The sequence below is a fragment of the Rhodococcus sp. A14 genome (genome assembly GCF_011603105.1).
Lineage (GTDB): Bacteria > Actinomycetota > Actinomycetes > Mycobacteriales > Mycobacteriaceae > Rhodococcus_F > Rhodococcus_F opacus.
The window spans coordinates 1-19,026 of the sequence record NZ_JAAOQS010000075.1 but is presented as its reverse complement, the minus strand read 5'-3'; the positions used below and the strand labels follow the sequence as shown (position 1 = coordinate 19,026).

The following is a 19,026-nucleotide window of genomic DNA, read 5'->3' as shown; positions in this document are numbered from 1 at the left end:
CGTCTTTCGGGAGGGAATGCTCAGGGGCTCATGGATTTGATGGTCATCTCGGCGAACTGCCGGGTGATGGCCTTGTCGGAGGGGCGGCGTTGCTTGCTGGGCTTGTGCCACGTCGGCACGCTGTTCAGTGCGCCCAGGATGAATCGGATGCAGAGGCGAAGGTCGATATCACCGATCGCACCGTCCTTCTTGGCCCGGGCGAGCAACGTATACAAGTGCTGTTCGAAGCGGCGTCCGGCAGCCTCGACCTCTTCGAGGCGCTCACCGGTGAGGCGTCGTCCCTCGTTGAAGTAGATCGCGACGCGTTCGACGTTGTCGAGATACCACTGCATGAGTTCTTGCAGGATCTCGTCCAATTCGTCGAGCGGGTCGAGGCCCTTGGCCGACACCTTCTCGAAGATCGTCTCGGACTGGACGTGCGACTCCTTCATGATGCGGAGCAGTAGATCTTCCTTGGAATCGAAATAGTAGTAGAGGCTGCCCTTGAGGACACCCACCTCGTTTGCCACATCTTGCAGGGACGCGCCGGAGTAGCCCTTCTCGTAGAAGATCCGGACCGCGGCATCCATCACCTCGGCGTCGCGATTTCGGCGCTCGCCCTTCGTACGAGGCGTGGTGGTCGAGTTCGAGCTATTTGGCACTGGGATCCCCTCAACTGTGGTGATGCAACCATACGTTTGGTGGGCATTTTACGTGGCCCTTGACACACTATCGAACCCTCACCTAGTTTATCAACCAATCGTTTGGGAGATTATGTGTCCCCGGCCTATGAACGGAGTGTCAGCACGTGACGCACAAGGTTTCAGCAGCCTCCGGCTCCGAATTCGCGCAGGCGGCAGGGAGCTGGTTGCAGGAGAATGTTCCACGCAGGTGGCGCGAACATCGCGGGACGCTGGACGAGCACGAGGCGATCGACATCCGACGCCAATGGGATCGCCAGTTGTACGAGGCGGGGTACTCGGGCCTGTCGTTGCCCACGGAATTCGGCGGTCAGGGCCTCGGTCTCGCCGAGGAGGTCGCATTCAGCGAGCTGGCCGCGCAGGCCCAGGCTCCCGACGGACTTGCTCGTATCGGCCGGATCCTCACCGCACCCACACTGATTGCCCACGGAACGGAGCAGCAGCGGGAACGATTCCTGCCGCCGATCCTGCAGGGACTCGAGACATGGTGCCAGGGGTTCTCCGAACCCGGCGCCGGATCCGATCTCGCCGGCGTCAGCTGCCGCGCGGACAAGGTCGCCGGTGGCTACGAGATCACCGGCCGCAAGATCTGGACCAGTTTCGCGGCGTACTCGGATCGGTGCCTGATGCTCGCCCGGACCAGCCAGGACGCCCCCCGGCACAAGAACCTGTCGATGTTCCTGCTCGACATGAATCAGCCCGGTGTCGACATCGGCACCATCAAGCAGATCTCCGGCGGCACCCACTTCGCCGAGGTGCACTTCGACCACGTCTTCGTCTCCGACGACGAGTTGATCGCCGAGGAAGGCTCCGGATGGCGGGTCGCGATGACGACCCTCATGAACGAGCGCGGCGGTGTCGAGGCGGCCAGTCGCTACGTGGAGATGCGGGCCGACATGGACCTGCTCCTCACGATGTGCGGCGCCGATCCGCGTCGTGCCGATGTTCTCGCCGACCTCGATCGCCGCACCGAACTGGTGCGCTGGCAGATCTCCAAGGCCGTGCACCTCGAGGATGACGAGACCGAGTTCGTCCGGGCCACATCGATTCTGAAGGTGCTGTGGAGTGAGCTGTGGCAGGAGATCACCGAGGTCGGTCTCCGGTTCTCGACCGCTGCCCACCGAGAGCACTGGCGATACCAGTACCTCGAGAGTCGATCGGCATCGATCTTCTCGGGCACGTCCGAGATCCAACGAAACATCATCAGTGAACGAGTTCTGGGGCTGCCGCGATGACCACCGTATCCATCACCGAAGCGACCGACATGGGAACCGCTGCGGCCGAGGGGCTCCGCGAGATCCTGGAGAAGAGCGTCGGTCGCCGCAACATCGCCACGTTCGCCGAATCGGGGTCACCTGTCCCGTGGGACGCGCTGGTCCGAGCCGGTTGGGTGGAGATCGCCGATGACTCGGGCCCGGACGGACTCTCGCTCCGCGACCTCGTCGAGGTCGTGCGGGTCTGGGGAGCCTACTGTGTGCCGTTACCGTTGGTGGTCACGCTCGTCGCGCGCAGGCACAGCGCGGCGGCCCGCGAGTACGACGGCCCCGTCACGCTGTCGGTGCCGACGCCGCAGACGACTGCCGGGTGGGGCATGGTGCCGTTCGGTCAGCGTGCCGACATCAGCGTCCTCGACTCGTTCGACGGTGGCGCCGTAAGACCGGTCCCGGAGTCTTCCGCGGTGCACTTCGCGCCGACGCTCGAGGCCGCCGAGATCCCGGGGATCACCGCATCGACCGACACCGCCGCACGGGAGTTGGCGGTGCTCTGGGCGGCAGAAGCCGCCGGCATCGCGCGCACCCTCGTCACCGTCAGCGTTGAATACACCCGCGAGCGCCAGCAGTTCGGCAAGCCCATCGGATCGTTCCAGGCGGTCAAACACATCCTCGCCGACGCCCACATCGCCGCCGAACAGTCCGACACCGCCGCACTCTGGGCGGCCGCCGACCAGGCCCGGGCGTTCGAAGTCTCGGTGCACGCGATCGAACAGGCCGTCGACGTGGCCGAGCGCGCCATCCAGGTACACGGCGGCATGGGGTTCACCTGGGAGATGGGGCTGCACTTCTACCTGCGCCATCTGTTGACACTGCGCGATCTCGTCTCCGGACTCGCCGAATCCGACCGGTCCTGACGTCCGACACTGCACCCAGTTCCCTTCGCCACGAGGACATCGACATGGATCAGACAACAATTCCGGCAGCGTCCGTACCGACAGGCGCCATGAGCGGCCGGCGCGCCGCCTTCGCGGGCGGCGTCGGCACGATGATCGAGGGATACGACTTCAGCATGTACGGCTACATGGCCGTCATCGTCGCCCCATTGTTCTTCCCGTCCGACAACGACGTCAGCTCGCTTTTGCTGACCCTGTCGGTATTCGCGGCCGCGTACGCCGCCCGCCCGCTGGGCGGAATCGTGTTCGGATACGTGGGGGACCGCGTCAGCAGACGTGCCGCGCTGATGACGACGCTGCTCTGCATGGGCCTGTCGAGTGCGGCGATCGGAATGCTGCCGACGGCACTCGCGATCGGCCCCGCCGCGTCGGTGGCTCTCGTGTGTCTGCGTCTACTGCAGGGCTTCTCCGTGGGCGGCGAGGTCGCCGGTGCCGCAACGCTGGTGTCCGAAGCCGCGCCCGAAGGTCGACGCGGCCGCTACGGCGCCATGAATCCGTTCGGTGCCACACTCGGATTCGCGCTGGCGTCCGCGGTGGCCGGTCTGGTGTCGTTCCTGACGACCGACGAACAGATGGCGACCTGGGGCTGGAGGATCCCGTTCCTGCTGGCCCTGCCGCTCGCCGGTATCTGCCTCGCGCTGCGCCGATCGCTCGTCCATCAGCCTGCGGGCGACACGGTCCGCCCCACCTCCTCGCCGGTGGCCGAGGTGCTGAAGAACTGGCGGCGGCCCCTGGCACAGTCCGCCGGGATCAGCCTCGCGGTCAACGGCTCCGCATACTTCGGTCTGACGTACCTGAGCATCCACCTGATCACCGAACTCGGTTACCCCAAGACCGCCGTCTATTGGACCACCACCGTGGTGGTGGCGATCGCGGCGTTCCTCATGCTGCTGACCGGTCGGCTCGGCGACCGCATAGGACTGTTCGCGCTCGCGGGTATCGGTCTCGCCGGATTCTTCGTGGTCACCGCAGGTGCCATGGCGCTGATGGGTGTGGGCAGTCTGCTCGTCGCCGGCATCGCGTTCCTGGTGATCATGGTGAACTCGTCGTTCCTGCAGGTGGCCGGCTATTCGACGATCCCGGAGTTGTTCGACCGGGAGGTCCGGTACACCGGTACCGCGCTGGGCTGGAACATCGGCGTGGTGATCGCCGGTGGCACCGCGCCCGTGGTGTGCGTGTGGCTGGTCGAGCGGACTGGAAATGCCCTCTCGCCTGCCCTCTTCGTGATGGGCGTGTGTGTCGTCGGTGCGCTGGCGGTGCTCTCAGCGCGTCGATCGCAGCGTGTGAATGCGTGACCCGGCCGACCTGTTGTCACACCGAGTGACGCAAGCTACAGTTCAAACGACCGGTTGGTGGTTTCGGCGTCACCGCCGACTCCCTTAGGAAGGCGGAGGACATGGATTCGGAACGATCGGTCGAAACGGCTGTTGCGGCACTCGCGCGGGGCGGGATGGTCGTGGTCGCGGACGACCACGACCGCGAGAACGAAGGCGATCTGGTGATGAGCGCCGCCGCGATGACCGACCGCGCCATGGCGTTCTTCCTTCGGCACGGCAGCGGAATCGTCTGCACCCCGATGACCGCGCGGCGCGCCCGCGAACTCGATCTCCCGCTGATGGTCGCGGCGAACAAGGACCGGATGGGGACCGCGTTCACGGTCACCGTCGACGCTGTCGACGCGGGGACGGGTATCTCCGCGGCCGACCGGGCCACCACGGCCCGGGCGCTCGCACATCCCGGCACCGCGCCGTCCGGTCTCACCCGTCCGGGCCACATGTTTCCGCTCATCGCGCAGGACGGCGGCGTTCTCGTGCGCCGTGGCCACACCGAAGCGAGTGTCGACCTGGTGTCGCTGGCCGGCGAGGCCGAGCCGACAGCAGTGATCACCGAGCTCGTCGGCGACGACGGCGTCCCGATGTCCGGGCCGACGCTCACCGAGTTCGCCGCCGCCTGGGACCTGCCGTATGTCACGGTGGCCGATCTCGCCGCCTACCGGCGCCGGCACGGCGCGCCGGTCGCGTCGGTGCCCGATGTGACCGTCGCGCCCGTGTCCAGTGCGCACATCGACACCGACTTCGGCACCTTCACCGCACACGTGTTCCGTGACCGGGCCTCGGGCGTCGAGCACGTCGCGCTCGCCCTCGGACTCGAGACCCCGCTCGCCACCGCCGTGACGGTTCGCGTGCACAGTGAGTGCCTCACGGGCGATGCATTCGGCTCGCGCCGATGCGATTGTGGCCCGCAGCTCCAGGACGGTCTCCGGGCGGTCGCCGCGGCCGGCGCGGGTGTGCTCGTGTACCTGCGTGGTCACGAAGGGCGTGGGATCGGTATCGCCAACAAGCTCGCTGCCTACGCGCTGCAAGAGCAGGGAGCCGACACCGTCGACGCGAACATTGGCCTCGGGCTTCCCGTCGATGCGCGTGAATACGACTTCGCCGCGGAGATCCTGCGCTACTTCGGTATCGAGTCGGTGGATCTGATCACCAACAACCCGGAGAAGGTGGAGGCCCTCGAACGATTCGGGATCGAGGTCCGACGCCGGGTCGGTGCGCCGGTCCACTGGGGGGCCCACAACGTCCACTATCTGCAGACCAAGCGTGAGCGCATGGGGCACATCCTCCCGGAGACACCGCACCAGTTCTTGCATTACAGCTCGGTCTGATCGATCCACCCCTACCGCCCTCCGACGAAGGAAAGGCATCGCCATGAGCGCCGTCCCACCTGCGTACGCCCGCATCGACCCATCGGGCAGGAGCCTGCTCGTCACGGGTGCCGAGAGCGGGATGGGCCGCCAGGCCGCGTTGCTGGCGGCCGGTCGGCTCCGCGATCTTCGTCGACGGCGGCGTCAACGCGACCTGACGTGGACGGAACGACTACCAGAGCAATGATGACGCCGGCGCACCGTCGCCCGCCCCGAGTGAAAGTTGTGAGATGAACAAGCAGGTCGGAAGTCCCGAAGCGGCGATAGCCGGCATCGAGGACGGATCCACGGTCATGATCAGCGGCTTCGGGCCGCCCGGACAACCGGTGGCGTTGATCGAGGCGCTCCTCGACGCCGGCGTCACGGACCTGACGGTGATCAACAACAACGCCGGCGCGGGAGGTGAGGCCATCGGCCAGCTCTTCGCCGCGAAGCGGGTACGCAAGGTGGTGTGCTCGTTCCCCAAGGCGATCGGGTCGACCATCTTCGACGAGCTGTACAACGCCGGTGAGATCGAACTCGAACTGGTACCCCAGGGCACGCTCGCCGAACGTATCCGGGCAGCGGGCGCTGGCATCGGCGGGTTCTTCACCCGCACCGGGTACGGCACCGAGCTGGCCGAGGGCAAAGAGGTTCGGGAGATCGACGGCAAGGGCTACGTCTTCGAAAAGCCACTGTTCGCCGACGTCGCCCTCGTGAAGGCGCGAGCCGCCGACCGGTTCGGCAACCTCGTGTACCGCAAGACGGGCCGCAACTTCGGCCCGGTCATGGCCACCGCCGCGACACTGACCGTCGCCGAGGTCGACGAGATGCTACCGGTGGGTGACCTCGATCCGGAAGCGATCGTGACCCCCGGCATCTTCGTCGATCGCATCATCTGCGACTCCTCCCCGAAGGAACACTGACATGGTTCTGTCTCGCAAAGACATCGCGTGCCGCGTCGCGCAGGACATCCCCGACGGGTCATACGTTAACCTGGGCATCGGAATCCCCACTCTCGTAGCAGACTTCATCCCCGAAGACCGTGAGGTCATCCTCCACACCGAGAACGGGATGTTGGGCATGGGCCCCGCGGCCGAGCAGGGCAGTGAGGACCCGGATCTCATCAACGCCGGCAAGATCTACGTCACCGAGACCGTCGGCGCCTCGTACTTCCACCATGCCGACTCCTTCGGGATGATGCGCGGCGGACACCTCGACGTGTGCGTGATGGGTGCCTACCAGGTCTCGACCCGCGGCGACCTCGCGAATTGGCGCACCGACAATCCCTCCGTCATCCCCGGTGTCGGCGGTGCGATGGACCTCGCCGCCGGCGCGCGACGCGTGTTCGTCATCATGGATCTGTTCTCCCGAGCAGGGGAGTGCAAGCTCGTGCGGAACTGCACGTATCCGCTCACCGGACCGGGCTGCGTCGAGCGCGTCTACACCGACATCGCGTTGTTCGAGACGGGCCCGGACGGGGCACGCGTGCTGGAAATATTCGATGGCAGCGATCTCCAGTCGCTGCGCGAACGCACCGGTCTCGAACTGATCGACGGGCGCGCACCGTGATCGTCGAGATCGAAGAAACCAACGGCGTCGCCGTGCTCACCATCGACAACCCGCCCGTCAACATGGGCAACACCGCGATGCGCAGCGCCCTCGCCGATGCGCTCGACCGCGTGGCCGCCCGGCGCGGACTGACGGGTGTCGTCCTCGCGTCGGCGGGCACACATTTCTACGCGGGCTCCGACATCTCCGAGTTCGACCGGCCGATGCAGGCCCCGCAACTCCCCGACGTGATCGCCCGGATCGAGAACCTCGACGTCCCCGTCGTCGCCGCGCTCACCGGCCTCGCGCTCGGCGGCGGCCTGGAACTCGCGCTGGGCTGTGACCTTCGGATCGGCGATCCAACGACGGTCGTCGGCTTCCCGGAGGTCACCCTCGGCATCCTGCCCGGTGCGGGCGGCACCGTGCGCACCGCACGGCTGGTGGGCGTACCCTCTGCCGTCGACCTGGTGGCGTCGGCGCGCCGGGTCAAGGCAGACGAGGCGCTCTCCCTGGGGCTGCTCGACGAGGTCGTCCCGGCCGACATACTGCTCGCGAGGGCCGTGGAACGCGCGGCCACCCTCGGAACCAAGAACCGCCTCGTCGACAAACCGGCACCCGAATCCGACGAGACCGTAGTCGATGCCGCCAGAGCGGCAGTAAGCAAGCGGGCGCGACCGAACGTGCTCGCGGCCGTCGACATGGTCTGCGCCGGAGCGTCCCTCGACGGAAGGGAAGCCCTGCGACGCGAGCGCGCCCTCTTCGACGCACTGCGAGTCACGGATGAGGCAGCGAACCTGCGGTACCTGTTCTTCGCGAAACGTCGCGCCGCCAAAGCGGTACGGTCCCGGACTCCGGCGCCGCAGATCACGACCATCGGCATTGCCGGTGCCGGCACCATGGGCGCCGCGCTCGCCGGCGCCTTCAGCGCCCGCGGGTACGAGGTGATCGTGTTCGACAGCAATCGTGCCGCACTCGACCGTGTGGCGGATCGCAACGGAATCACGGCCACCGATTCGACCGCGGATCTCGGCCGCGCCGACGTAATCATCGACGCGGTCTTCGAGGACATGGACGTCAAGAAGTCGCTGCTGCGTGAGGTCGAACCGCACCTGCGCGAGACTGCTGTGATTGTCAGTAACACGTCTTATCTCGACCTGAACGAGATGGCATCGGTTCTCACCGTGCCCGGGCGGTTTGCCGGTTTGCACTTCTTCAATCCACCCGACCGCAACCCCCTCGTCGAGATCATCCGGACGGCGACGACCGACGAGCGCACGCTCGCGGTGCTGTCGGCGCTCGCGACGCGATTGGGTAAGACCCCGATACCGGCTGGCATGGGCGACGGCTTCGTGGCCAATCGCGTGTATGCGGACTACCGCATGCAGGCAGAGTTCCTTGTCGAGGACGGTGCGTCGCCGGCCGAGGTCGACGCGGCGCTGATCGAATTGGGTTTCGCGATCGGGCCTTTCGCGGTAGCCGACATGTCCGGTCTCGATATCGCGTGGGCGCGGCGCAAACGCCTTGCTGACACCCGCGACCCGCGGCAGCGGTACGTCGACATCGCGGACCGACTCTGCGAAGCTGGCAGATTGGGCAAGAAGACCGGTGCCGGGTGGTACGACTATCCCGACGGCGCCAAACGCGGTGTCGTCGATCCCCGGGTGGACGCGATCATCGAGAAGGCGCGCGCCGATGCAGGTGTCACCGCCCGGCCCGTGTCCGGCGACGAGATCCGCGACCGAGTGTTGGCGTCGATGGTGTGCGCGGCCGCCGGACTGGTCGAAGCCGGCGTCGCCGAGCGCGCCTCCGACATCGATGTCGCACTCACCGAGGGCTTTGCGTTCCCCGCCAGGCTCGGTGGACCGGTGCGTGCTCTCGCGCAACGAGATCGGGCCGAGGTGGTATCCGCATTGGAAGCGGCGTACCGCTCGTGCCCGGTGTCGTTCGCCATAGCCGAGCCGGCAGTGGCCGGCGAGATACCCGACACAATCGAGAAGATCCTGGAGGCCGTCCGATGACGCAGAAGGAAGAGGTCGCAGTGGCGACACGACACGAACAGAACTGGGGCGGCAGCACCTGGGACGGCACGGTCGACTGGCCCCAGGGCAGCACCCGCGCATACGACCTCGCAGTTCTGCTCGAGACGGGCATGACTCATCACGCCGCGCATCCGCCGTTCTCGTATGCGTTGGTCAAGAAGCACGGCGAGCATCCTTACCCGGGCGGCATCTCGTCGGCAATGGAGATGCTCACGATGGGCGCGCACGTCGGCACCCACGTGGACGCGCCAGGACATATCTCGTTGGACGGATGCATCTTCGGCGGCCGGGAAGTCGACGACAAGCAGCGATCCTACGACGGGGTCTCCGTCGGATCGGTGGAGGAACTGCCGCCGCTGATCGGCCCCGGACATCTGGTGGACGGCGAGCGGCTGTTCGGCCGGGAGCTGACACCGGCGGACGGATTCGGTGCCACGGAACTCGACGCCTGGTTCGCGGACCGCCAAGCTCCGGAACCCGGCTCGATCGTCATCTTCCGCACCGGGTGGATGAAGTACTGGTCCGACAGCGACAAGTACCTGGGAATCGGCACCGGCCTGCCGGGCGTCTCCCTCTCGGGCGCCCGCTGGTTGTCCGAACGCGGTGTGCGCGCCGTTGGCAGCGACACCGTCAACTTCGAGCACAAGCCCAGCTTCACGACACCCGCACTCGACGTCCACGTGCACATGCTCGTCGATTGCGGCATTCCGATCATGGAGTCCCTGTCGCTCGAGGGGCTGGCCGCCGACCGCATCGACGAGTTCTTCTTCGTCGCCTCGGCACTCCGCATCAAGGGCGGCACAGGTTCCCCCATTCGCCCACTCGCATTCGTCGCCTAGTCTTCCGAAGGATCTGTCCCATGAACGACGCCCCTCTTCTCGTCGAGCACGACGGCCATGTCGTCTGGCTGACGCTCAACCGTCCGAAACGCCTCAACGCCATGGACGACCTGCTACTGGAAATGCTCGAATCCACGTTGAAGGAGCTCGCGCGGAGCGATGCACGGGTCATCGTGCTCCGCGGCGCCGGACGCGCCTTCTGTTCGGGCTACGACATCGCACCGGACTCCTCCGAGGTCGGCTATGCCGCCGAGCGCACCGCCATTCAGGACCGTGACCGCCTGCTGTCGAACGTCGAACGGTTCACCCAGATCTGGCGCCAGCCCCAGCCCGTCATCGCGGCCGTCCACGGCGTCTGCGCCGCGGGCGGAACCCAGCTCGCATCCCTCTGCGACATCACAATCGTCGCCGACGACACGAAGATCATGGCGTCGCCCGCGTTGCCGCTCGGAGGCGGCTACATCTCGCCGCTGTGGGAGCACCTCGTTGGACCCAAGCGCGCCAAACTGATGAGCTTCGACGCCGGACGCACGATCAGCGGCAAGACAGCGGCCGAATGGGGTTGGGCCGCGGAGTCCGTTCCGGCGGACGAGTTCGACGAGCACGTACGTCGCACCGCGCATTCCATTGCCCGCACCCCGCTCGAGCTCCTCAAGCTCAAGAAGGAAGCGGTGAACCGCGCGGCCGAGACCTCCGGTCTGCTCAGCTACATGCGGATGGGTGCCGAGACCGATGCTCTGCTGCACGTGACCCCCGAGGTGCACGAGTTCCAGTCCTGGATCAAGGAGCACGGCCTCAAGGGGGCTATCCAGCGGTTCAACGCCGACTTCAACGCCGCCTTCAACTCAACGGAAATGGTGAACAAATAGTGCCTGAGGCAGTCATCGTCGCCATCGCCCGCTCGCCGATCGGTCGCGCCGGAAAGGGGTCGCTCGTCGACATCCGCGGCGACGACCTTGCCGCTCAGATGGTGGGCGCGGCGCTGGCGCAGATCCCCGAACTCGACCCCCGCGCCGTCGACGATCTCATGCTGGGATGCGGATGGCCCGGGGGTGAGCAGGGTTTCAACATTGCTCGCAGCGTCGCTGTCCGGTTGGGGCATGACGCGATACCGGGAACGACGGTCAACCGGTACTGCGCCTCCTCGGTGCAGACCACACGGATGGCGCTGCACGCCATCAGGGCGGGCGAGGGGGACGTGTTCATCTCCGCAGGTGTTGAGCAGGTCACCCGCGCAGCGCAGGGAAGCCCGGATTCGTTCCCGGACACGCACAATCCGTTCTTCGCCGACGCCGAGCGCCGCACCAACGATTTCGCGGCCGGTGGACGGACATGGAGCGATCCGCGAGCCCAAGGTCTGCAGCCCGACGTCTACATGTCGATGGGTCAGACGGCGGAGAACGTCGCCCAGCTCGCCGGCATCAAGCGTGAAGAACAGGACCGCTGGGCGGTGCGGAGCCAGAACCTCGCCGAGCAGCACATCGCCACAGGTCATTTCGCGCGGGAGATCACCCCGGTGACGTTGCCCGACGGCACGATTGTCGACACCGACGACAGCCCTCGGCCTGGGACCACCTACGATAAGATTAGTGGGCTGAAGCCCGTCTTCCGACCAGACGGAACCGTCACCGCCGGCAACGCCTGCCCCCTGAACGACGGCGCTGCCGCAGCGGTAATCATGTCCGATACGAAGGCCAAGGAACTCGGACTGACGCCGCTCGCGCGGATCGTCTCAACCGGTGTATCCGGGTTGTCCCCCGAGATCATGGGACTCGGACCGGTTGAAGCATCGCGGCGTGCCTTGGCAACAGCGGGCCTGACCATCGATGACATCGACCTCGTCGAGATCAACGAGGCTTTCGCCGTCCAGGTGATTGCGTCGGCACGCGACCTGAAGATCGACGAAGACAAACTCAACGTGGCAGGCGGTGCCATCGCGCTGGGTCATCCGTTCGGGATGACCGGCGTGCGGATCACCGCGACACTGCTGAACAACCTGAGCGCGCGTGACGGAACCTTGGGACTCGAGACGATGTGCGTCGGTGGTGGGCAGGGGATGGCGATGGTTATCGAGCGACTGTCGTAAACGACCATCGCGTCGTCGATGTGAGGTAGGTGTCCTCGGGGACCTGATCCTCCATGGGCGGTCGCCACGAGTTTCGGTGTCCTTTTGTCAGTAAGCCTGAAGCGTGTCCTCGAACCGTCGTCGTTGCCGTGATCGGCTGGTTGTCGGTGCGGATGCTGCCCCGCTACCGGTTGATTCCGGGCGTGGCGATCAATGTTCTGGGCGGCATCGTGGTGTTGTACGTGTTCGGTATCGCCGGCATGGTGCTACGCACCGATCTGACGGTGTGGGCAGCGGTCGTCGCGAACGGGACCTTCCTTCCCGGCGACCTCCTCAAGGCAGTTGTGGCATCTGCAGTCGCAACCCAAGTACATCGGGCGTATCCGGCACTGCTCGCCGAAATCGGGCCGTCGTCGACGACGCAGGCCGCGGCTTCGTTGGCTCCGGAACAGCGGGGCTTAGGGACGTGAAAGAAAGGTTCTGGTTGATGTCACGGATTACTCGTGATCGCTGCTACTACTCCCATTCCGAGTCGATCCACATCGACGCCACCCCGCAGCAGGTTTGGGATGTCGTGGCCCAGATCGAACGAACAGGTGAATGGAGTCCGGTCTGTCGCGCTGCGTGGTGGAAGGCACCCGCGACCGGTCTCGAGGTCGGTGCCTGGTTCCATGGTCGGAACGAGGCAGACGGCAAGATCTGGGAGACGGAGTCCTTGGTGGTCAGCGCCGAGGAACCGGTTGAGTTCGCCTGGCTGGTGATGGGCAACGTAGTCCGCTGGAGTTATCGCCTTATGCCCGAGGGGGACGGTACGTCGCTTACCGAATCGTGGGCCGTCCAGCCGGCGGGTTTCCAGGTATTCGAGGAGATGTTCGGGGACGACGCCGAAGCTCAACTCGGCGTGCGGCGTGACGCGGCACTGTCCGGGATTCCCGCAACTCTGAAAGCGATCAAGCGGATCGTTGAACAGGCTCGATCTCTTGAAGAGGTCTGACTTGCGATGTTATTCGGATAACGGTAGGTGCTGCATCCGCGCATATCAGGTCCAATACTGCCGGCGGCGGCGCGCAACCATCCCCATGTGGCACCGTGGTATCAACGGAGTCACGAACTCGCATTGATAGCACGCGATTCAATGGTTTGGGATGATGGGATCTTTCCCAGCGAGCAAGAACGGGACGGTATTCGACCCCGATGAAAGCTCTCGTGCCGGATCCACCCTGTCGAAGATGGCGGGCCTCTCGCCGGTGTTTCGTGAGGGTGGTCGGGCCACCGCCGTCAACTCGTGTCCGTCCAGCGACGAGGCAGCCGGCCTGACGCTCGTCGACGACGGGACTGCAGAGTGCGTCGCTCATCGTTTAAACCACGAATGGTCGGTATTGCGCTGCACGCGATCTCGCCCGAGATCATGGGGATCGCTACCATCGGCGCAGCACGTCGTGCTCTGCACGAGCCGGCCTCGGAGTCGTGGACCTCGGCAGTGTCGAGATCCACGAGGCATTCGCCGCGAGCGTCATACCTACCTATCGCGCACTCGGCGTCCCATCGAGAAGGTCAACCCGCACGGCGGCGCCCTCGCACTCGGGAACCTCTTCGGAAGGTCCGGCGCACGCATCGTCGGAATGCTGATTCGTGGATTGTATGTCCAGGGAGGAGGGTAGAGATTCCAGGCGATGTGCGTGGCGGGCGGCCAGGGGGTGGCCGTGTTGTGGAGTTACTGGACTGACGAGGTGCAGGTTGTCCTGCGCCGGTACCTCCAGTCAGGACATTAGGTGTAGGGCATGCCTCGCATCTGGCTGTCCCATATCAGGATCGCTACCGGGCTCTGACGCCGCAGCCGCAACCCATACTGGCCGGTCTACATGCTTCATCCCGGTCAGGAATCCGGGCATACGCTTGTAGCACCTAGGACCCGCGCACGTCCGCACAGTGGGAGCAGCCTCATCCGTTTCTCCGCCGAACCTCATCAAGTGCCTTTCCATTCTCTGTGATCGACGCTAAAGTTATTCAAACAGTCGGTCGGTTGATACGAGGGCGCCGGCAAGCAACAAGGAGGCCGATGAACACCCATCCCGCAACTAGGCCGCAGAAGCTCGCAGATACTTGTGCCACTGCGTGTAGCGCCAGTGATTACGAGTGCCTCACTGAGCTACTCGACGAGAAGATCCGCATGCGACACACGTCAGGCGACGTCGACCACACCGGCGCCGCCTCAGCCACCCAAATGATGAAGGATTTCCCTGCGATCCTGCCTGCCAGGCAGGGGAATCAGCGAACGCTCGCTCATCAGGCAGGTAGGTAAGCCCACTATCGTATTGCGTCACGTGCGGAGCGGTACCCCTCTTGGCTAACATTCCCGGATTCGGAATGAAGGGCGAGCTCATACCCTCGAATTGGTCACCTTCATGACGTTCAAAAGCAGTCGCCTGACCGACTACTACGACTTCGGCTGAACCACACGCCGACCACGACCCGAACAATGGCATCAAACGCGAGAGCAGCAGAGGAACACCAGTGGAGAATCGAGAGAATCGCTTCGCAATCGTTGGCGCCGGACCAAATGGTCTGATCGCCGCCCGTGCTTTCAAGCGGGGCGGGCTAGACATCGACATCCTCGAGCGACACGACGCCGTCGGTGGAATCTGGAACATCGACAACCCAACCAGCCCGGTTTACGAGTCATGCAACTTCATCTCGGACCGCGCCAGCAGCGCCATGGTCGGTTATCCCATGCCGGAAGGCCTCGCGGTCTTCCCCGCATGGCACGAAGTCTGCGACTTCATACGCGCATTCGCGCGCGACCACGATCTCGACCAGTACGTAATCACCGGAAAAGACGTAACGGAGGCCTATCCGGTCGAGACTGACGAAGGGCAACGTTGGGTCGTCAAGACTTCGGACGGAGCCGAAGTTTTGTACCGCGGTGTCGTGTGGGCCTGCGGCCTCCAGCGCACCCCCTACCTGCCCGCGATCAACGGTCTCCAGAATTTCGAGGGTGAGGTCTTTCACAGCAACAAGTACAAGCGAATCGAGCAGGTTGTCGGTAAGCGGGTCCTGGTCATCGGCGCGGGCAATAGTGGCGTCGATATCGCATGCGACGCCGCAATAGCGGGCAAGATTGCTCATCTCTCTGTGCGCCGCGGATACCACTTCTTCCCGAAACTCCTTTTCGGCCAGCCGATCATGCAGCTACTGAGCCGTACCGGCAAGGTTCCCCAAGCAGTCACTCCACTCAGCGAGTTGACTGAGGCCGAAGCCATGCAGTTGGCCCTTGAGAGTGTTGGAGACCTTACGTCGTTCGGTCTGCAGAAGCCGGATCACGAAGTTGGCGCCACGCACTACATCATGAATGACCAAGTGCCGTACCAGATTGCACATGGACACCTCCAGGCGCATCAGGACATCGAGTCGATCAGCGGGAAGACCGTTCAGTTCGTCGACGGCACCTCTGCCGAGGTCGACCTCATCATCTGCGCAACGGGGTACGTCTTCGACATTCCGTGGCTCGACCCCAAGCTCCTCGACCGGGACGAGGGATCACCCAAATTCCACCTTGGCACTATCGCAAGTAAGGTCGAGGGGCTGTACGCGGCCGGAGCCGTGCACTTCCCCGGCCTCACATACATGACTTGGGACCGCCTGATTCAGCTTGCAGTATGGGACGCCAAGCGGCTGATGACAGGCGAAGGGCAGGAGTTCCGGGACGAAATTATGAACTACAACCCAGTACTGAAGAACGACAACCTGATCAAGACGCACCGCAACATCAATCAATACGACATGGCCAAGCTCATGGCCATGACCGATGAACTGCAGAACCGATATGGCATCGAGATGCCGGCATCTGCTGCAGATGACTTCTACAGCCGCTCTCCGGCGGAAAAACTCCACGCCACTACGGTATAGGAGTCTCGCGGCCTGGGATGAACCCAGTTGATCCGGTGAACTGCTGTCCAGGACAGGCTCACGGGATCAACTGCGGTGAGGTCAGCCTGCGTGTAGATGTGATGTGTTAACCGATCCTGGTCGGGATATACCGCCAACAGCTCGATCGGGTCGAGTAGGCCATGAAGAACCTGGAGACCGAGGTCGAGGCGGTGCGGTTCGACCTCAACGAGGTACTGGCCGTTCCGGACGGACCGCTCGGAGGACCTGATCGTTGCCGGGGAGTGCAGCCGGGACAACCGGAGGACGCTGGCCGGTGCGTTGAGCACGCTCAATTCGGAGGTGATCGCCCTGACCGTCGTCAATAGTCACCTCGCCGAAGTTCGCCGTACGGGCCGCATCCTCGATCGCCAGTCTCGCCTCGTCCACGCTCACACGCTATCCACCGGCCACCGACGCACCCAGGGGAGCGCACCGTCGCCTCGCCTGCCGGTCGGTGAGATGTGATGTGCTGGTGGTTGTGACATCCCCGCGTAAGACCGAGGACGAGGCCCGCGCGGCTGTGGCCGCGATGGAACCGATCATGGCCATCGAGGGCCGGCAAATGAGCGATCGGGACAAGGATCTGCTCGTCGACCTGATCCGAGGCGTGATCACCTTCGCGGAGGTCACGGTCATCATCGCGCGTGAGGAAGGCTATGACATAGACAACGCCTGACTACCGTGCCGATCGACCACCGCGGTCCGGGCCGTCGCCGGCCCCGAGACAGAGAGCGCGATCAACCATCCCCGGGGGCGCGGCCGTCCGATCAGCGGTTCCAGGGGCTGGTCACAGCTTCCACAGGCGCAGCAGCGCGGCGCGCAGGCCGGGGGAGACGACGCGGTGGTCGAGGTGCGGGCGCGGATTGGGATGACCGCGGTCGGCGAGGGCGTGCGCGGCATCGGCTACGGGCAGGGGCTCGAGATCGCTGCGGGCGCGTATTCGGTAGACCACGGCGTGGCGGGTGTCTGGGATGCGGACCGGGCCGGCGTCGACGACGGCCGGCAGGTGCAGCCAGGTGTCGTCTCGCTGATCCGGATGATGACGTCGCCGGGTTGGAGGCGGGTGCGGCGGTCACTGCTTGGGGTGTCGTCGCGGATCCATTGGGTGCGGTGCGCTCCGGCGATCGCATCCCGGTCGTCTACGTCACCACCCCACCGATAGGCTCGCCCTCTCAGTGCGGGAAACGAGGAGATGGACCGCGATTGAACCTGCTCAAGCACCAAATTCGGCGCGCAACCGGTAAAAGTTGACCGGCACGAGTGCGCCCTGATTGCTTGTAGGGAAGCGTGCGGATGAACCGCCACTGCATTCCGAAGGCGTCGTCCGGATCAATGGTGACCACGTCGCGGTCTGGGCGACGCGGTGTCAGGCCCACCGAAGACAGGTGGGCGCTCACGTTGTCCAGGTTCGCGACCTCCAGACTGATCCCGAGGTAGTGATCGTTTCCCTCGGATACCCGCTTTTCGTGCATCGTGTCTGCGTCGGGCACGGCGAACTCCACCACAGCATCGCCCAATTGCATGAACGTCGTACTGGCGTCCGGTTCATGGTTCCGCTGCTTGCCGATGATGCGTCCACCCGCTGCGTCGACAGACAGACGCGATGCACGCGCAAGGTCGGGGGTGAGGATCGTATGGTGGCTGCTGCGGACGATTCCGAGGGGGTCGGCTGGGTCCACCCCGGGTGTGGTCCATCCGGGCCGAAGTCGGGGATCGGCCTTCTGTGCGTGGAAGTCCCGATGGCGTTTCCCGAGTTCTTCGAACTCGTGGCGCATCCCCGCCTGTTCGGGAAAGGTGAATCCAACCAGGATGTCGGGCGCGATCGACGACACCGGGGATTCGACGAGGTGATCTCTCGACCTTTTTATCGTGTGCGGGGAAGCCGAACTGCGCGAGGCGCCCGAACAACGCCGTGGCATCGTTTGTGTACCAGCCGATGCCGATCATTCCGTCCGGTACGCCCGCCCCGCGATTGTCCCGCGAGTGACCCTCGCGCGTGGAGCTCTGGGCACAAGACTACGAAGTCAAAGTCCTTGATGAACATGAAGAATGAGTAGTTGATCGGATAGTCGGGTTCGAGGAGGGAGACATCGAGGGTGTCCTCCCACCGCAGATCGGGAAGTTCGAACACCCGCCTGAACCACGTGCGGGCGGCCTCGAGATCATGAACTCCGAGAGTGGGGTGGTAGAGGGCGCTTACTGGGGGTTCGAGTTGCTGCCGTGCCCGGGCTGTTCTGTCGCAGAGGTCATGCGGACTGGCTCCTGTCGATGATGTGGAAGGGACTCTTACCGAGACCGGCCAATCCCGAGGGCGGACTCGGAAATGGAGGGGAGGTCAAGGCTGCGAGCTCCGCGCCGGGTTTGGATGTCGATACCGCCATCGGGCAGCTCGTGCGGCGGATGCCGAGCGAGGCGGATCAGTCGGTGTCGTTTGTGTTGGTCGTGCGTGACGAGCCTGGATCGGTGGAAGCTGCGGGGCGGGCACCGCAACGGATTCTGGATCTGTTGGGGATGGCGCTGTATGCCGTCGATGGCAACGGTGGGGTGCGGCAGCTCTTCGGCCGCGTGTGAAGACCTTCCCCCGGAGCGTGAGCGGGGACGGTCGGCGGTGTGGAGATACCATCGCCAGGTCCCGCGAGAGCGGGGTAGTGCGGTGATGGGGCGGTAGCTCAGTCGGTTAGAGCCGTGGACTCATAATCCATTGGTCGCGGGTTCGAGCCCCGCCCGCCCCACCGCGTGTCGCCTCGGGTCCGCAGGGAGGTCCGTAGAGGGGCGAATTAGACCGTGGTGTCGGCTCGAGGGTGTGGCGATGCAGTGACTGTGGCGGACTCCGCTCAATCTGACGACGCCGAGCTTCTCGGATGCTCCGACGTTCTCAGGCGCAGTCGCGGCAGAGTTGTTGCGCAGGGTCGGCGAGGCGGCTGCGGTGGTGGACGAGGAAGCAACTGGTGCAGGTGGTATCTGTAGTTGGCGTCGCCAATCGTGTTGTCTGCGCTGATAGACCGCTTGCAGTCGCGTCTGTAAGCGATCAGCAGTTCGACGAGGGTCAAATTTCCGCCGGGTGAGGGCGGTGGCCGC

At 64.8% G+C, this 19,026-nt stretch carries 17 protein-coding genes, 1 tRNA gene and 3 pseudogenes; 17 read left to right on the top strand and 4 right to left on the bottom strand.

Annotated elements, in window-relative coordinates; all coding sequences use genetic code 11:
• Nucleotides 1-20 precede the first annotated feature (20 nt).
• Entirely contained in the window at nucleotides 21-641 is a 621-nt protein-coding gene (locus G9373_RS30750) for a TetR/AcrR family transcriptional regulator (RefSeq protein ID WP_167118484.1), read from the bottom strand.
• Nucleotides 642-787: 146 nt separating this feature from the next.
• Here G9373_RS30750 and G9373_RS48315 point away from each other — a divergent pair, with 146 nt between their 5' ends.
• The 15 genes and pseudogenes from G9373_RS48315 (at nucleotide 788) to G9373_RS30670 (ending at nucleotide 16,624) form a co-directional block, all read left to right on the top strand.
• Nucleotides 788-1,915, top strand: coding sequence for an acyl-CoA dehydrogenase family protein (locus G9373_RS48315; protein WP_167118481.1), 1,128 nt, complete (start codon nucleotides 788-790; stop codon nucleotides 1,913-1,915).
• Nucleotides 1,912-2,808 (top strand): acyl-CoA dehydrogenase family protein, encoded by an 897-nt coding sequence (locus G9373_RS30740; protein ID WP_206032797.1) that lies wholly within the window; start codon nucleotides 1,912-1,914, stop codon nucleotides 2,806-2,808. The genes G9373_RS48315 and G9373_RS30740 overlap by 4 nt, the downstream gene beginning before the upstream one ends.
• Nucleotides 2,809-2,852: 44 nt before the next feature.
• A complete protein-coding gene (locus G9373_RS30735) occupies nucleotides 2,853-4,142 on the top strand; it encodes an MFS transporter (RefSeq protein ID WP_167118478.1) in 1,290 nt (429 codons plus the stop codon).
• 101 nt (nucleotides 4,143-4,243) lie between these two features.
• Complete coding sequence (gene ribA / locus G9373_RS30730) at nucleotides 4,244-5,509, top strand: GTP cyclohydrolase II (RefSeq protein ID WP_167118474.1); 1,266 nt, start codon at nucleotides 4,244-4,246, stop codon at nucleotides 5,507-5,509.
• A 43-nt stretch (nucleotides 5,510-5,552) separates the two neighbouring features.
• Complete coding sequence (locus G9373_RS30725; protein WP_167118470.1) at nucleotides 5,553-5,735, top strand: hypothetical protein; 183 nt, start codon at nucleotides 5,553-5,555, stop codon at nucleotides 5,733-5,735.
• Nucleotides 5,736-5,778: 43 nt separating this feature from the next.
• Nucleotides 5,779-6,453, top strand: a complete 675-nt coding sequence (locus tag G9373_RS30720) for a 3-oxoacid CoA-transferase subunit A (protein WP_167118467.1) — start codon at nucleotides 5,779-5,781, stop codon at nucleotides 6,451-6,453.
• Nucleotide 6,454: 1 nt separating this feature from the next.
• Nucleotides 6,455-7,099, top strand: coding sequence for a 3-oxoacid CoA-transferase subunit B (locus tag G9373_RS30715; RefSeq protein ID WP_167118464.1), 645 nt, complete (start codon nucleotides 6,455-6,457; stop codon nucleotides 7,097-7,099).
• Complete coding sequence (locus G9373_RS30710; protein ID WP_167118461.1) at nucleotides 7,096-9,096, top strand: 3-hydroxyacyl-CoA dehydrogenase NAD-binding domain-containing protein; 2,001 nt, start codon at nucleotides 7,096-7,098, stop codon at nucleotides 9,094-9,096. Before G9373_RS30715 ends, G9373_RS30710 begins: the two co-directional genes overlap by 4 nt.
• Entirely contained in the window at nucleotides 9,093-9,956 is an 864-nt protein-coding gene (locus tag G9373_RS30705) for a cyclase family protein (protein ID WP_167118458.1), read from the top strand. The genes G9373_RS30710 and G9373_RS30705 overlap by 4 nt, the downstream gene beginning before the upstream one ends.
• A 20-nt stretch (nucleotides 9,957-9,976) precedes the next feature.
• The gene (locus tag G9373_RS30700; protein WP_167118454.1) at nucleotides 9,977-10,825 is read left to right on the top strand and encodes an enoyl-CoA hydratase-related protein; all 849 of its coding nucleotides are present in this window, start codon (nucleotides 9,977-9,979) and stop codon (nucleotides 10,823-10,825) included.
• Nucleotides 10,825-12,042, top strand: a complete 1,218-nt coding sequence (locus tag G9373_RS30695; protein ID WP_167118450.1) for an acetyl-CoA C-acetyltransferase — start codon at nucleotides 10,825-10,827, stop codon at nucleotides 12,040-12,042. The genes G9373_RS30700 and G9373_RS30695 overlap by 1 nt, the downstream gene beginning before the upstream one ends.
• A gap of 122 nt (nucleotides 12,043-12,164) precedes the next feature.
• A pseudogene (locus G9373_RS30690) lies at nucleotides 12,165-12,491 on the top strand (biotin transporter BioY); the annotation flags it as partial.
• A 17-nt stretch (nucleotides 12,492-12,508) separates the two neighbouring features.
• Nucleotides 12,509-13,015 (top strand): SRPBCC family protein, encoded by a 507-nt coding sequence (locus G9373_RS30685; RefSeq protein ID WP_167118446.1) that lies wholly within the window; start codon nucleotides 12,509-12,511, stop codon nucleotides 13,013-13,015.
• 1,520 nt (nucleotides 13,016-14,535) lie between these two features.
• Nucleotides 14,536-15,927: an NAD(P)/FAD-dependent oxidoreductase gene (locus G9373_RS30675; RefSeq protein ID WP_167118437.1), complete on the top strand. Its 1,392-nt coding sequence runs from the start codon at nucleotides 14,536-14,538 to the stop codon at nucleotides 15,925-15,927.
• Nucleotides 15,928-16,426: 499 nt separating this feature from the next.
• Nucleotides 16,427-16,624, top strand: coding sequence for a hypothetical protein (locus G9373_RS30670; protein ID WP_167118420.1), 198 nt, complete (start codon nucleotides 16,427-16,429; stop codon nucleotides 16,622-16,624).
• Between the two features lie 111 nt (nucleotides 16,625-16,735).
• Here the strand turns inward: G9373_RS30670 and G9373_RS30665 are convergent, their stop codons facing one another.
• Nucleotides 16,736-16,900: a hypothetical protein gene (locus G9373_RS30665; RefSeq protein WP_167118432.1), complete on the bottom strand. Its 165-nt coding sequence runs from the start codon at nucleotides 16,898-16,900 to the stop codon at nucleotides 16,736-16,738.
• A gap of 220 nt (nucleotides 16,901-17,120) precedes the next feature.
• Entirely contained in the window at nucleotides 17,121-17,627 is a 507-nt protein-coding gene (locus G9373_RS30660) for a hypothetical protein (RefSeq protein WP_167118428.1), read from the bottom strand.
• Between the two features lie 652 nt (nucleotides 17,628-18,279).
• Between G9373_RS30660 and G9373_RS30655 the strand changes: the two are divergent.
• A pseudogene (locus tag G9373_RS30655) lies at nucleotides 18,280-18,519 on the top strand (hypothetical protein); the annotation flags it as partial.
• A gap of 87 nt (nucleotides 18,520-18,606) precedes the next feature.
• A tRNA-Ile gene (locus G9373_RS30650) sits at nucleotides 18,607-18,680 on the top strand.
• A 143-nt stretch (nucleotides 18,681-18,823) separates the two neighbouring features.
• Here the strand turns inward: G9373_RS30650 and G9373_RS30645 are convergent.
• A pseudogene (locus G9373_RS30645) lies at nucleotides 18,824-18,916 on the bottom strand (DUF4193 family protein); the annotation flags it as partial.
• Nucleotides 18,917-19,026 lie beyond the last annotated feature (110 nt).

Excerpts from the sequence above, each read along its gene's own strand:
- G9373_RS30735 (WP_167118478.1), top strand. The coding sequence starts at position 2,853 with ATGGATCAGACAACAATTCCGGCAGCGTCCGTACCGACAGGCGCCATG.
- G9373_RS30725 (WP_167118470.1), top strand. The coding sequence starts at position 5,553 with ATGAGCGCCGTCCCACCTGCGTACGCCCGCATCGACCCATCGGGCAGG.
- G9373_RS30700 (WP_167118454.1), top strand. The coding sequence starts at position 9,977 with ATGAACGACGCCCCTCTTCTCGTCGAGCACGACGGCCATGTCGTCTGG.
- G9373_RS30740 (WP_206032797.1), top strand. The coding sequence starts at position 1,912 with ATGACCACCGTATCCATCACCGAAGCGACCGACATGGGAACCGCTGCG.
- G9373_RS30720 (WP_167118467.1), top strand. The coding sequence starts at position 5,779 with ATGAACAAGCAGGTCGGAAGTCCCGAAGCGGCGATAGCCGGCATCGAG.
- G9373_RS30685 (WP_167118446.1), top strand. The coding sequence starts at position 12,509 with ATGTCACGGATTACTCGTGATCGCTGCTACTACTCCCATTCCGAGTCG.
- G9373_RS30705 (WP_167118458.1), top strand. The coding sequence starts at position 9,093 with ATGACGCAGAAGGAAGAGGTCGCAGTGGCGACACGACACGAACAGAAC.
- G9373_RS30715 (WP_167118464.1), top strand. The coding sequence starts at position 6,455 with ATGGTTCTGTCTCGCAAAGACATCGCGTGCCGCGTCGCGCAGGACATC.
- ribA (WP_167118474.1), top strand. The coding sequence starts at position 4,244 with ATGGATTCGGAACGATCGGTCGAAACGGCTGTTGCGGCACTCGCGCGG.